The sequence below is a fragment of the Vibrio diabolicus genome, from assembly GCF_011801455.1.
GTDB lineage: Bacteria > Pseudomonadota > Gammaproteobacteria > Enterobacterales > Vibrionaceae > Vibrio > Vibrio diabolicus.
In genome coordinates, this window is the sequence record NZ_CP042451.1 from 1,636,902 (window position 1) to 1,651,244 (window position 14,343).

A 14,343-nucleotide genomic window follows, 5' to 3' on the forward strand; every position below is an offset into this window, starting at 1 on the left:
AGAGCGGCTTTACGCCGCTCCCACATTGGCCTCAATCCTCGTTGGTAGAAGATATTTTATGAATGGCTAGGTCAGCGCCATTGAATTCGTCTTCTTCCGAAAGCCTTAGTCCCATACTGACATTGATCGCGCCGTAGACTGCAAGCGCCCCAATCACTGCGATAGAAATGCCCAAAAGCGTTCCTAGAAGCTGAACGATAATGCTCACGCCACCTAGCCCACCCAACGCGCTTTGACCAAAGATCCCCGCAGCAATACCCCCCCAAGCGCCACATAAACCGTGTAAAGGCCAGACACCCAACACATCATCAATCTTGGTTTTGTTTTGTAGGTAGGTAAAAAGATAAACAAATAGCACGCCAGCAATCGCACCTGTCACTAAAGCACCGATAGGATGCATTAAGTCTGAGCCCGCACATACAGCAACCAAGCCAGCTAGTGGGCCGTTATGAATAAAGCCGGGGTCATTCTTACCAGCCAACAATGACGCGACAATGCCTCCGACCATTGCCATCAATGAGTTCATAGCCACCAAGCCACTTATGCCTGACACGGTTTGAGCTGACATGACGTTGAAGCCAAACCACCCCACACATAAGATCCAAGCTCCCAAAGCCAAAAACGGAATATTCGAAGGTGCAAAGTTGGTATGCTTTCCTGCTCGAACTCTGCCTTTTCTCATGCCCAAAAACACAACGGCAACCAACGCTATCCAGCCGCCAACACCATGTACAACGACTGAACCTGCAAAGTCGTGAAAGCCATAACCAAAGGTACTTTCAAACCAAGCTTGAACACCAAAGTTTCCGTTCCAGATCATTCCCTCAAATAACGGGTATACGATGCCGACAGTAAAAAATGTTGCGATTAGAATCGGATAAAAACGAGCTCGTTCTGCGATACCACCTGAAACAATAGCGGGAATCGCTGCAGCGAAGGTCAGCAAGAAAAAGAACTTCACTAACTCGTAACCATTGCCTTGAGATAATGTCTCTGCATCAGCAAAGAAGGTGCCGCCATAAGCGACCCAGTATCCAATAAAAAAATACGCGATGGCGGATATACCGAAATCAGCCAATATTTTAACTAAAGCATTAACTTGGTTCTTTTGGCGCACGGTTCCTACTTCAAGGAAAGCGAAACCAGCATGCATCAAAAAAACCATGATTGCGCCAAGTAGTAAGAAAAGTGTGTCGGAACTTTGCGTGAGAGTTTGTACAGCGCCGTGTACCTGATTGGCAGTTACACTCATTATGATTGTCTCCGTTGATCTGTAGCGCACTTATCCTGTGCATCAAAGTTAGGCTCATCACCAATTTGGTGAACTTAGTTTATAGAGCGTCTAACAGAGCAATTCTCATTCCATAATTTACATTTCTAACACTTACGCTTTAATTTATTGTTTTGTATGAACTTTAATAAAATTAGGCATTCTTGAAATGGTGTTTAACATGCTAATAAATGCACCAATATGGTTTTAGTGCACCAACATAATGCGCACCATATAGCTCAACAAAACGTAAAAGCCACCTGATGAGAGGTGGCTTATATACTGAATTGCTAACTAAAGGAGTTTATCGAGTGATCTTCCCTGCTTTTACATCCTCTAACCAGCGCCCGTCTAAATGCCTCCTCCCGAAAAAAGCATCAGACAAATTATCCAAAAAACAGTGTAATTTTACTAAACAAGGCAGTTATGCTATTTATAACAACAAATCAAAGGCTGAGCATATATTCCAAAAATGCCTCAAATGTTGCCCATGATTGGGCTTCTTTACCAAACAATTCATCAATAAAAAGGGCTACTTGTCCCGACCTTTCTGATTCATTTGAAAATAAAAAGTAGTAGCCACCTCCAGCATAGCTCTCTAATACGCAACCGTTTTGTGGTATTCTCTCAAAATCACTCGGTATCTCATCCTCGCGAAGTTCAAGAGTACGCTCAACTGTAAGATAGTCCTCATCTTCGGAGTATCCATAAATCGTATGACCAAACCACTCAACGTAACCATATTTCCTTAGAAAAACTTTATATGGCTCCGGAAAGGATACTCCTAGCTTATTTTCCATTTCATGAATTGATACGTCATTCAACTCTCCAAAGCATTCAAACCCTTCCTTTTCGGTGAATTGATCGAGCATTACGTCTAAGCTTCTCATATTTAAAACTCTATTTTTGATAAATGTTTTTGCCTTCATCATACCAGTGCAATCGCTTATTGTACTTCTGATGAAACTTGGAATTCATTACCCTGAAGTTATCGAACGAGTTATCCCCTCCCCGAAACAAAGGGGTCTTATGGTGAATGATAAATCCGTCGGGAAGTCTTCCTGATTTAATCATTTTGACCAACTGCTTTGAAGTAAAACGCTTCGCTGCCTCTTTTGTATTCGCGTAACAACGAACAAATTCGGGTTTGATGCTCTCAAACTCTTTTCTTAGTAGGTTAACTTCATCGACGCTTCTTTTATGGGATTTAGTAGGAAAACCTCTCTTCGTAAAAACTAAACTTTTTATTTCTCCAGATACATGTGCATTAACAAAGTCATTTATACTGATAGCATGTCGGAATTCTCGTTTGAAACCGTCAGAATAATTTATATGACGATAAAAAGTAATTTCATTTTTCTCGCAATCAATATGGTCTAAATCGTATTCATATCGAATATTGTTTTTACCATTGGGTTTTCGGATTTTGACTTGCGAGCGAACGCCATCTTCTCCGACGGATGACTCTTTTGCAGCTTCTAAAATCTGATCACAAACCTCTTGGGGAACGTTATTTTGCGCCTGATACTCAGCCAGCATTTGTTGTAAGCGTTTTAGCCCTTCTTCACACAAGAAGCCTGTTGGATCAATCCACTGGATAGGGTTGACTGCATATTGGTAATGGTTAATGCCACCAGCAATAGATATCGGATCTTGTTGGATAAAGCGTCCTAGCTTAGGATCGTAATACCGAGCGAGGTTGTAGTGTAAGTCGGTTTCTTGATCGAAGTACTGCCCTTGAAAACGCAGTGGATTTACTACTTTTTCAATATGTACATGAGCAAAGCCGTGAGCATCGTAGCTGGCACTCCATACAACATTCCCCTCGCAATCGATCAGTCCCTCTGGTTTACCAACTTGATCGCACTGGTACCAATAAATAACGTCATTTTCTAGCAGTGCCACTGGCGTGTAGGTTTCTGGTTGATATAGGTACCAGCGGAAAGCACCTGAAGAGCGTTCACCAATTAAACGTTCACCTTCCCACAAGAACTCTGTAACGCCTTTTTGTGTAATTTTCTTCGTTCTACGCCCTAGAGCATCATATTCATATTGACTGATGCCATCGTCGGTGTGAACTTCAATGAGCTGATTTAACGCATCAAATACGCGAGTCTGAACGTGTCCTTGCCCCTCACGTTTTGTCTGATTTCCTTGCGCGTCATATTTGAACCGGACATTATCGTGCACTTCAATACGATCAGCGAATACCTCTGAAGATGGCAAAGTAGGATTGCCAAAACTATCGTATTCAAACTTAGTCACTTCTCCGGAAGCATTGACTCGTTTCAGTTGCCCTAAGGCATCGTACTGATAGTGTGTTGCTCCTGCCGTATTATCAATGATTGATGAAATACGGTTTTGCGCATTGTAAACGTACTTTTTCTCTCTATCAGGCCAATGTTGTTCGACCAAACGACCAACACCATCATAAATGATGCGCTCATTAAAATGTGCCGTTTCAATTTGGGAAACTCGTCCCATTTCATCGTAATGAAATTTGATTTGAGGTAAATCTAGGTTTCCAAACCGAATCGCTGAAAAACGCCCATATCGATCGTAAGAGAAGTTCAGCTCCGTATTATCTGGCAGTACCTGAGATACGCGTTGGCCAACTCTGTTAAACTCCTGCGCTATCTCAAACTGACCTTGAATGCGCTTTGTTAAATGCCCGAATGAAGAGTATTGGTATTGCAATGTTTGATGGCGATTGGATGCGAAAGTAAGTCGACCACCAAGCGTATAATTGAAGTGGTTCTCTACAATACTGCTACCATTTCCTGCTTTGACGTGCTTGAGGTAACCCGCAGCGTCATAGCGATACAGCACAGTCCTATCGGCGACTTGCTTACGATGGATCCGCCCCATATCGTCATAATCAAATTGGCTTTGTAGATTATCAAACCCAACAGTTCCTGATAGCTGGCCTTCATCGTCATACAGAAATTCGAATTCTAAGCCGTCACTCCGAACTAATTTAGTCAGGTTACGTTGTTGATCGTATTCATAAGATATATGACTGCCATCGGGAAAGATGACTGCTTCTTGTTGCGCGAGTGCTTCCCATTGATACGAGGTAATGCCTGCTGGAGTTCGAATCTGAGCAACACGGCTGTGCTCATCGTAAGAATATTCTTCGCTATAACCGACTTTGTCGTCGTCGTTAAAATAACTAACCGATGTACGCCTGCCAAATTGATCATAAGCGAGTTGAGCAATGCACCCATCGGGATAAGCGACGCCATTCACTAGATCTTCTTCGTTGTAGCTGTAACGAAGTAATGTACCGTCTATTTCATTCGCGATAAGTCTTTGTTGTTCATCCCACCACCACTGACTTTTCTTACCATCTTCAGACTCTTTTTTGACGACTTGACCGTGTTTATCGTAATCATATTCCGTGACACAGCCGAACTGATCGGTATCCCAAACTCTTTGACCGAGGCTATTGTAGTAAGCCTTCTCGATATCCCCGTCAGGTGAAACCGTTTTAACTAACTTACCTAAGCCGTCATAACCATATTGAACTTCTTTGCCAGAGGAATGAAACTTAGAAACTAATTGACCATGCTGATTATATTGATAATTGACCGTTGACTGATCAGGATAGATAGCTTGTGCTTTTCGTCCTAATTCATCATATTGCCATCGCCAAGTTTTACCTGTGGGGCTTATTTTCTCGAGTAAGTTACCCTGCTCGTCATGCAAGAAAGACCATTGATGATCTAACGAGTCAGAATAAGAAGAATGATTTCCCTGAAAATGGAAGCGATAGTCATAAATTCCTGCGTCCCCAACGTTTCTGATGCATTTCGCTTTTGCACCTTCGCCATCCCATTCAAAATAATGAGTAAAGCCAGTTGGTCGTACACGTTTAACAATTAAATGACCGCTATATTGATATTGTTCCTTTAAGCCCAAATGATTAGTTGCACTGACCAAATCATCGTGCTCATCATAGGTATAAGTTGTCAGAACTTTTTGGGACTTTGCATTAAGCAGTTCTACAAGGCGTCCTTGCTTATCATATTGACATTCAAGAACCGAACGCTTGTTATATGCGATCTCGATCAATCGATGGTTTCGAGAATACTGCAGTTGAAACGTTGAAAACGTGCCATTTCTGACTTGTTTAACAAGCCAACTATCATCTTTCTGTTCAAATCGATATTGATGCCCATTAGCGAGCGTCACGATCCGAGTTGCTGAATTTAGGAAATAACAGCTCGCACCAGCGTATATCTGGTAACTTGTTGCTCCAGTATCTACTGGCTCAAATTCTGTGATATCTGCCTTATCGTCAACAAACTCCCAAGCGATAACGTTGTCTTTCTCGTCCGTCTTCTCGTGCAATTCAAACTGAAATGCATGTCTCCAACCAAAGCCCATTCCATGATTTACATCCGACTGCGAAGAGCGATAAGTACGCTGCCAAGTAGTACCTTGTTGTAGCGCGATATCATAGAGTTCGAGAATTTCTTCACCCGTCACAAGTGATACAGGATCACCGGCTTTCTCATGTTTTTCGCTACTTTGTTGTTGAGGCTTAGCAGATGCGGCACTTCTTCCACTCTTTTTATTCGACTTCCCCTTTCCCTTCGATGGCTTTGCATTGACGGTACTTTGAGTCGGTGGAGGCGTAACCGCAGAGGAGAGTGCGTAGTTTTCTCCGGTCGGCAAAATTCGAGCGACATGCAAGTCACCGTTCACCAAAGCATTGGCAAACGTTGAATTATAGTGTTGGGAAGTAAGCTCACCGTCAGGTATGTTTGGCTTGAATTGACCAATCGCATAGAACAAGTCCTCGACAGAGCGAAGGTCAAGCTCACCAAAGCTCTCAAGAAACTCTATTGCCTCTTGTTTGGTCACGAATGTTTTAGGTTCGCCGCTAGTAAGTAACTGACCAGAGAAGTGATAACTTTCGCCAAAGCGATTCGTGATAGGAATGACGAATTGAGGGATCATAGCCGTAACGTGTTTGTCCTTTTCTTACCTTGCCGCATCATTTAATGCTCGTTTTGCTCTTTTTATTTGTGAGAGCAAGATGCCTTAATCAAACATCCTCCGATAGAGATTCCTCTGTATGCGTAGACTGAATGTATTGATGGCAATTTTCACGTATGCAACTCTTTGAATTTCTGAGCGCAGCGTACTTTAACGGGACGATGAATCCTGAGTAAATGAACAATAGCGTGAGTGAGACTAATGTCTCATCGTGACGCGATTTTTTTACATGTTTCTTACTTAACTATGATTTTCTGCCCAGTTACGTAAATTCACTCAATAAGTTGCATCAAGTATCACCACTGCGACTCAACGCTTCATATTTGAGACAAAACAGCAACAAAAAAACCGCCTATTACGGCGGTTTTGCTTAAAGAATACTGATTAAAGGTTTGGACCTGTCGATGGTCTGTGTGGTTGGTTATTGAGCAGTTGCTGCATCCCTTGAAACATTCGCATAAACCACACCAAGATGGCTAATGCAGCAAACACCATCCCTACCCAAGGAATAAAGTAAGCGATGGTTTCAAGCAAAGTACTATGCAACCAATAATCACTCACGCCAACGAGTACACCGTTAGAAGTCGCGACGGTGACGATCAACACAACAAAAAACGTCAGGTAGAGAAAGAAGGTGCGAATTAAACCGTAGTAATGAGAAATCACTACGTCGCTGTCTTCTCCCTTATCTAATCGGTAACCCGCATAGATAATTGCGATAACGCCTGAGATCAGAAACGTAAACGGGGTCAGACAGCTCAGGATGTACGCAACCCAAATCCCGTTATGAGGTTTGTTCATTCGCTTTCGCTCCTTTTACTTCCGTTTGTGCCGTATCTGTTTCGCCCATTGCTTCTTTGGATTTCACTTCTTCATACCAAAGATCGTGATGCTCTTTCGCCCATGTTTCATCAACTTCACCTGTCACCATGCCTTCTAGCGCACCTTCCATACCGAATAGACCAATATAGATGTGGAAGATAAAGCCACAGATTAGAATCAGCGCCGAAATCGCGTGAACTAAGTTAGAAAGCTCCATGTCACGGCGAGTTTGGCCAAAGATAGGAAAATCTAGAACTAAGCCACTCACTGCCGCGATAGCACCAAAGAAGATCAATAACCAATAGATTGCCTTCTCACCACCGTTTGAGAAACCAGCTGACGGATGTGTGCCTTTGTGTTTACCAACCATGCCGCCCATTTTCATAAACCAACGAACATCTGTCATGTTTGGAATCGACTTGCGCCACCATTTAAAGAGCACGAGCATCAGTAAAATGAAGAACAATGGTCCCATGTAATTGTGGTACTGCTTCGCCAACATGACGATAAAGCCCCAGAACTCAGTAGGAACGTACGGTTTTAAGAAGTGCTTACCGTAAACCAGCATCAAACCACTGAATGCCAGCGTTAAGAATGTAAACGCCATACTCCAGTGAAGCGCGCGGTCTAAACGAGACCAACGCTTCATTTTTTTACCAGTACGCGGCTTGCTAAGCATCAAAGGACCAACGAATACGTAAGCCATGATTACCATTGCAATACTGCCGAAAATCGCGACAGCACCAGCAGGAGACATCCATTTCTCTTTTAGAATGTACCAAGTCTCACCAGGTTTACTGATCAATACGCCATGTTCTGGCGATTGAGACGTGGTGTAGCCTTCTTGCCCCTCTCTGACTTCGCGCCAATAGTCTGCCCCGGCGAGTTGCGTGATCTCCTGTTGAATAACTTTAGAAGATTGTTCCTCTGCTGAAGCAGGCATTGCGAAAGTCAGCAGCAATGCCGTCATCATTGACAGCATTGCTAGAGACGCACGTTTAAGCGTGTTTAACATGTGCCTCTCCTTACTTAGCTTTTCGTCGCATCGTAAGAAAGATCGTTTCCGTCTGTCCAACCTGCGTTTTTCGCGCCGCGTTCTACCACACGTTGACGGAAAATGTCAGAGACTTTCTCTGCGTCACCCGCAAGCAGCGCTTTTGTTGAACAAAGCGATGCACACATTGGTAACTTGCCTTCTGCGATACGGTTCGCACCGTATTTTTGGCGCTCTTCCTCAGAGCCAGGCTCTGTTTCTGGGCCGCCCGCACAGAAAGTACATTTATCCATTTTGCCACGTTCACCAAACGCTTCTTGTTTAGGGAACTGAGGTGCGCCAAACGGACAAGCAAACAAACAGTAACCACAACCGATACACAGATCTTTATTGTGAAGAACGATGCCGTCTTCGGTATGTTCAAAACAGTCTGCTGGACAAACTGCCATACAAGGCGCATCGGTACAGTGCATACAAGCAACAGAGATGGAGTTTTCACCAGCTTCACCGTCGTTCAGTGTTACCACGCGGCGACGTTGAATGCCCCATTCAAGAGCATCATCGTTTTCGTTCTTACATGCAGTAACACAGCCGTTACACTCGATACAGCGTTTGGTGTCACATAGAAATTTCATTCGTGCCATTGTCAGACTCCTTACGCTTTACGAATGTTACATAGGGTTACTTTGGTTTCCTGCATCAAGGTAACCGGGTCGTAACCGTAAGTGGTTGCCGTGTTAGCCGATTCGCCAACAACGTAAGGCTGTGTGCCTTCTGGGTATTTAGGACGTAGGTCTTCACCTTCGAACTTACCGCCAAAGTGGAACGGAATGAACGCCAAGCCAGGTTTCACACGACGTGTTACCATCGCTTTCACCTTGATTCGTCCCTTCTCTGCACCTTCAACCCAAACATCATCACCATCTCTGAAGCCAAGATCGTTCGCGTCTTTCGGGTTCACTTCAACAAACATTTCTTGTTGAAGCTCGGCAAGCCAAGGGTTTGAACGCGTCTCTTCACCACCACCTTCGTATTCAACCAGACGGCCTGAAGTCAGAACGATTGGGTACTCGCCCGATTTGTCTTGCTCTTGAATTGATTTATACAACGTAGGAACACGGAAGATTGCATCTTTGTCATCCCAAGTTGGGTAATCCGTTACAAGGTCACGACGTGGTGTGTACAGTGGTTCACGATGCAGTGGTACGCGGTCTGGGAACGTCCAAACAATCGCACGCGCTTTCGCATTACCAAATGGAATACAACCGTGCTTGATCGCGACACGCTGAATACCGCCAGAAAGGTCAGTCTTCCAGTTTTTACCCTCTGCTGCCGCTTTCTCTTCAGCAGTTAGATCGTCCCACCAACCAAGTTGTTTCAACAACTTGTCAGTGAACTCTGGGTAACCGTCTTTGATTTCACAGCCCTTAGAATAGCTGTCTTCAGCAAGTAGGTTCTTGCCTTCAAATTCCACACCAAAGCGCGTACGGAAGTTACCGCCACCTTCTGCAACCGTCTTAGACGTATCGTACAGAATGTGCGTGCCTGGGTGTTTCATTTCCGGTGTACCCCAACATGGCCAAGGCAGACCGTAGGTTTCACCGTTTACAGGGCCACCTTCCGCTTCCAATGTGGTTTTGTGGAACGTATGCCAGTTTTGTTGGTGCGCTTTCAAACGCTCTGGGCTTTGGCCTGTGTAACCAATCGTCCACATGCCTTTGTTGAATTCACGCGTTAGGTCTTCAATCACCGGCTGGTTGTTTTCAACACGGATATTTTTGAACAGAAGATCTGAATAGCCCAGTTTCTTCGAAAGCAGGTACATGATTTCATGGTCAGGTTTTGATTCGAACAAAGGTTCAATCACCTGATCACGCCATTGTAGAGAGCGGTTAGAAGCGGTAACACTGCCGTATGTTTCAAACTGTGTTGTTGCAGGAAGCAAGTACACGCCGTCGGTACGGTCGTTCATTACCGCAGCAACAGTTGGGTATGGGTCCACAATCACCATCATGTCCAACTTCTGCATCGCTTTTTTCATCTCAACACCACGTGTTTGAGAATTCACTGCGTGACCCCAGTAGAACATTGCACGGATGTTTTCGCGTTGACGAATGTTGTCTTTGTTTTCCAGTACGCCATCCACCCAACGAGATACAGGAATACCTGCACTGTGCATTGGTTTTTGACCACCGTAAGCGTTGTCATCGAAACGACCTTTAATCCATTCGTAATCGATTTCCCACACTTTTGACCAATGACGCCAAGCACCTTCAGAAAGGCCGTAGTAGCCCGGTAGCGTGTCAGAAAGTACGCCAAGGTCGGTTGCGCCTTGTACGTTATCGTGACCACGGAAGATGTTTGCGCCGCCGCCTGATTTACCAATATTACCAAGTGCTAGCTCAAGCACACAGTAAGCACGTGTGTTGTTGTTACCGGTAGTATGCTGAGTACCACCCATACACCAAACGATACAGCCTGGGCGATTTTCAGAAAGCAGTTTTGCTGTTTGGTAAACGTCGTCTTCGCTTACGCCTGTTACGCGCTCAACTTCTGCTGGCGTCCACTTCGCCACTTCAGCACGGATTTCATCCATACCGAATACACGTTGACGGATGAACTCTTTATCTTCCCATTGGTTTTCGAAGATGTGCCACAACACACCCCAAATGAATGCAACGTCAGAACCAGGACGAAGTGAGACATAGTGATCCGATTTTGCTGCCGTACGTGTACGACGAGGATCCGCTACGACGATCTTACAGTTGTTCTTCTCTTGCGCGATCAGAATGTGCTGCATCGCTACTGGGTGTGCTTCAGCTGGGTTTGAACCAATGAACAGCATCGACTTACAGTTGTGCATGTCATTGAAAGAGTTGGTCATCGCACCGTAACCCCAAGTGTTTGCTACACCCGCCACGGTTGTTGAGTGACAAATACGCGCTTGGTGGTCAACGTTGTTAGTGCCCCAAAGTGATGCCATTTTGCGGAACAAGTACGCTTGTTCGTTGCTGTGCTTTGCGCTTCCCAAGAAGTAAACCGAATCAGGGCCAGACTCTTTGCGGATGTCCATCACTTTGTTACCGATTTCTTCGATCGCTTGATCCCAAGAAAGCTTTTTCCACTTACCGTTTTCAAGCTTCATTGGGTATTTAAGACGGCGCTCACCGTGACCATGTTCACGCAATGCTGCGCCTTTTGCACAGTGACCACCGGCGTTAAATGGGTGGTCGAATGCAGGCTCTTGCCCCGTCCAAACACCATTTTGAACTTCTGCGTAAATACCACAACCCACTGAACAGTGAGAACAGATAGTACGTTTTACTTCTGTTTTCGCTTCTGGATCGACTGATTTTGCTTGCGCTTTTTTCATCATTCCCGGTGCGAATAGACTAGCACCAACCACTGCGCCACCAGCGGCAAGCGAAGTGTTTTTCATGAATGCACGACGAGATACGCCAAGCTGGTTCGTTTCTTTGCTCACACTGTCGGAGCGTTTGACAAGTTTCATCCGTTATCTCCTAAAGTGTGTCGTAGTAATCGCGAATGTGTTGAGTTTCACGATACCCTTTCTTCTTCACGTCTTTTTCAGAAGGCTCAACCGTTTCTGAAGCAACGGCCACTTTTGTGGTTCCCGCAACAACAGCACCAGCAACGGCAGCGGTTGTGAAGCCTTTTAGGAGATCCCTACGGCTTGTGTTTATTTCTTTATTATCTTTCATCATTGCTTCCTTACCTTACGGTAGATCTTTGGAGACTCATGCCTCTCTATCGATATGACCAAGTACTGCTCGATTACTCGTAATCAGTGACGTTTTTCACATCAATTTTTAATTTGCTCTTACTGCTTTTGGTGTTCGCGCTAAAGCGCACTTGCTCTAACGTTAAAAACGCATCGCAAAGCTGCGCAGCTGGCTTGTAGAAGTTCACGCTTTCGGCGTTCTCTAGTTGGCGCGTAAAAGATTGGAACCAAGGGGCGATGTGTTTGTTAAACACCGCTTGTTGAAGTTCTTCCTCTTCACCCGTCAGCATTGCCATCACTTCGCACAGTGCAGAAATATGGTCTTCAGGCTCTTTCACGTTCTCTTCTCGTTCGATGCCTAAAAGTTCCAAATCGCGACGAATTTCCGCTAACGGTTTTTCCATCATCGAGCCAGTGCGATGCCAAGATCCGAATGGCACAACTTCACCACGTCCAATGCCAATAAACAGATCTTGATATTCTTCTTCTAACGCTTCTCGCTGCGCTTCGTTCGCGGCTTGTTGCAGTGCGAGCCAAGCTTTTTGCATCGCGCTCTCAGACGGTTCAATTTCTAGCGATTTCAAGAACGCCAGCATTTCATCACTTGGCGCACTACGAAAAAGTGCGGATAGAACGAGATAAATGTCCGTTCTCAGTGTTTGTTCTTGTTGTGTATCCACTGCGAGCTCCTAGTATTTCAATTGATTCATTGGATCAGCAGCCATCGACTCAAACATGTCGATCACACGACAGTCTTCACACATGGCGATGCGATTAATGGCGGCTTCATCAGAGAAATGAGAATGACCGCGAAGCTTGTTTTGCAGCATGTCGATCATCGATTGCGGAGCAAAAGGCTTGTGACAGCAAATGCACTCGGCTGCCTTTTCTTCATGAACCACAACCGCTTTCTGGCGTTCTTCTTTCACCCAGTTCATACGAGGAGTAAGCGTCAGCACTTTCTCTGGACACGCTTTCTCGCACAGCCCACATTGAATGCAGTCTTGCTCGACGAATTTAAGCGACGGAGATTGACCGTCCGTATGCAATGCACGTGTTGGACACACCGCTACACAGCTCATGCACAACGTACAATCTTTGCTTTCACAAGAGACCGTGCCGTAAGGTGCGTTTGCTGGCAGTTCAACAATGTTCTCAACTGGAATACGTGATGCGGACAACGCATCCAACGCCGTAAATAGACGCTGACGTTTGTTACCTTGCAAATCACCTAATGCCAAATCAAAAGACTCGGTACAAAGTGTCGGAGCACTTTCACGTAGTGACTCTAGATACAGAATGTCGATGGTTTCTTTAGCGATACCAAGCTGGTCGAGCAACTCTTGAGCAATACCTACTTCGCTATTAAGCACACGAATAATGGTTTGAGGCATAAAACGCGAAGCCGCAAACAGCACCTGAGTGGCACCGTTCACAAGCGCAGCGAACCAAGTATCAATACCAACCGAAGGCAGTTCTTCCACCACAATTGGAATCACGTTATCTGGCAGTGCTTTTAGTGCCATCACGTTGTAGCTCTCGTGGCGAGAACTACAAATCAATACGATAGGGTCTAAACCACCCGCTTGCTCATAGTTGGCGAGCGTACGTTCAATAAACTTTTGGGTATCTTCGGGGTTTGGCAATGCGTAATGAATAGCTTCCGTCGGACACGCTGTAGCACAAGTCCCAACGCCTTGACATAGGTATGGGTTGATCTCGATGCGATGGCCCGTTTTGTCGCTGCCTTCACTCGATAGTGCCCCTGCCGGACAAGCATCCACACAACGTTCGCAACCTTTTACGCCACGAGAGCTGTGTGCACATAGATCGGTATCTAAACGGAAGAATTTCGGTTTATCGAACGTCCCCATCAAGGTTGGAATTTCTTCCAACGCTTCAGCCAGTTTCGGATAGCCACGACCGACTGGGTAGTAGCCTGGTACTGGTACTTCTTCCGACATGCAGCTGTTTAGGCAAAGATCGAGTACGATATCGAAACAATCGCTATTGATCGCGACCTTGGCAAGGTTGTTGGTCGAACCATGATTTTCAATGAGAACTTCAAACGTACCTAAGAACCCTGAAACCTGAACCGAATTGGCGTAGTAAAGCTCGGGATTTGTGCCCTTTTCGCCGTCGGTAGAAAGCAGCGTTAGGCTGTTCATTTGCGACAATTGCGCTGCCGCACTTTCGATGATTGCCGTTGGACCTACAATCAAAGTATTACCGCCGCTTTCATAGCTTACGGTTGGTGGAATAAGATTGGTCAACTCTACGGTATTTGCGAAAGCGTACAGCCTCGCTTTACCGTTATTGGAAGTTGCTTGTTCTAATAATTGTTTCAGCATTGCTCAATTCCATTTATGAACATGGATAGTCTTTTCCATCTCTTAGTGTAGTTAGCGCCGGAGATTCTGCTGATTAACTTATCAATGAGCATTCTTATTCCGCCATCTATAGGCGATGAATACTACGCAGTGCGTCCGTACTAACTTCAACCAGATTGGT

Annotated in this window: 10 protein-coding genes; all 10 read right to left on the reverse strand. The window is 45.1% G+C overall.

The window, feature by feature from the left end; genetic code table 11:
* Nucleotides 1–31: 31 nt before the first annotated feature.
* Nucleotides 32–1,252 (reverse strand): ammonium transporter, encoded by a 1,221-nt coding sequence (locus FR741_RS07985; RefSeq protein ID WP_167426573.1) that lies wholly within the window; start codon nt 1,250–1,252, stop codon nt 32–34.
* A 464-nt stretch (nt 1,253–1,716) separates the two neighbouring features.
* Complete coding sequence (locus FR741_RS07990; RefSeq protein ID WP_167426574.1) at nt 1,717–2,202, reverse strand: SMI1/KNR4 family protein; 486 nt, start codon at nt 2,200–2,202, stop codon at nt 1,717–1,719.
* Nucleotides 2,171–6,235, reverse strand: coding sequence for an RHS repeat-associated core domain-containing protein (locus tag FR741_RS07995; protein ID WP_167426575.1), 4,065 nt, complete (start codon nt 6,233–6,235; stop codon nt 2,171–2,173). The genes FR741_RS07990 and FR741_RS07995 overlap by 32 nt, the downstream gene beginning before the upstream one ends.
* Before the next feature lie 423 nt (nt 6,236–6,658).
* Complete coding sequence (locus FR741_RS08000) at nt 6,659–7,075, reverse strand: membrane protein (RefSeq protein WP_005377532.1); 417 nt, start codon at nt 7,073–7,075, stop codon at nt 6,659–6,661.
* Nucleotides 7,059–8,111: a formate dehydrogenase subunit gamma gene (locus FR741_RS08005; protein WP_005377534.1), complete on the reverse strand. Its 1,053-nt coding sequence runs from the start codon at nt 8,109–8,111 to the stop codon at nt 7,059–7,061. Before FR741_RS08005 ends, FR741_RS08000 begins: the two co-directional genes overlap by 17 nt.
* A 14-nt stretch (nt 8,112–8,125) precedes the next feature.
* Entirely contained in the window at nt 8,126–8,734 is a 609-nt protein-coding gene (gene fdh3B, locus FR741_RS08010; protein ID WP_005377536.1) for a formate dehydrogenase FDH3 subunit beta, read from the reverse strand.
* Nucleotides 8,735–8,745: 11 nt separating this feature from the next.
* The gene (locus tag FR741_RS08015; protein WP_167426576.1) at nt 8,746–11,601 is read right to left on the reverse strand and encodes a formate dehydrogenase subunit alpha; all 2,856 of its coding nucleotides are present in this window, start codon (nt 11,599–11,601) and stop codon (nt 8,746–8,748) included.
* Between the two features lie 10 nt (nt 11,602–11,611).
* Nucleotides 11,612–11,812, reverse strand: a complete 201-nt coding sequence (locus FR741_RS08020; protein ID WP_005396171.1) for a twin-arginine translocation signal domain-containing protein — start codon at nt 11,810–11,812, stop codon at nt 11,612–11,614.
* Between the two features lie 73 nt (nt 11,813–11,885).
* Complete coding sequence (locus FR741_RS08025) at nt 11,886–12,512, reverse strand: TorD/DmsD family molecular chaperone (RefSeq protein ID WP_167426577.1); 627 nt, start codon at nt 12,510–12,512, stop codon at nt 11,886–11,888.
* A gap of 9 nt (nt 12,513–12,521) precedes the next feature.
* Entirely contained in the window at nt 12,522–14,183 is a 1,662-nt protein-coding gene (locus FR741_RS08030) for a 4Fe-4S binding protein (RefSeq protein WP_167426578.1), read from the reverse strand.
* Nucleotides 14,184–14,343 lie beyond the last annotated feature (160 nt).

Coding starts and splice junctions, on each gene's coding strand:
- FR741_RS08020 (WP_005396171.1), bottom strand. CDS start 11,812: ATGAAAGATAATAAAGAAATAAACACAAGCCGTAGGGATCTCCTAAAA.
- FR741_RS08030 (WP_167426578.1), bottom strand. CDS start 14,183: ATGCTGAAACAATTATTAGAACAAGCAACTTCCAATAACGGTAAAGCG.
- FR741_RS07995 (WP_167426575.1), bottom strand. CDS start 6,235: ATGATCCCTCAATTCGTCATTCCTATCACGAATCGCTTTGGCGAAAGT.
- FR741_RS08015 (WP_167426576.1), bottom strand. CDS start 11,601: ATGAAACTTGTCAAACGCTCCGACAGTGTGAGCAAAGAAACGAACCAG.
- FR741_RS08000 (WP_005377532.1), bottom strand. CDS start 7,075: ATGAACAAACCTCATAACGGGATTTGGGTTGCGTACATCCTGAGCTGT.
- FR741_RS08005 (WP_005377534.1), bottom strand. CDS start 8,111: ATGTTAAACACGCTTAAACGTGCGTCTCTAGCAATGCTGTCAATGATG.
- FR741_RS07990 (WP_167426574.1), bottom strand. CDS start 2,202: ATGATGAAGGCAAAAACATTTATCAAAAATAGAGTTTTAAATATGAGA.
- FR741_RS07985 (WP_167426573.1), bottom strand. CDS start 1,252: ATGAGTGTAACTGCCAATCAGGTACACGGCGCTGTACAAACTCTCACG.
- fdh3B (WP_005377536.1), bottom strand. CDS start 8,734: ATGGCACGAATGAAATTTCTATGTGACACCAAACGCTGTATCGAGTGT.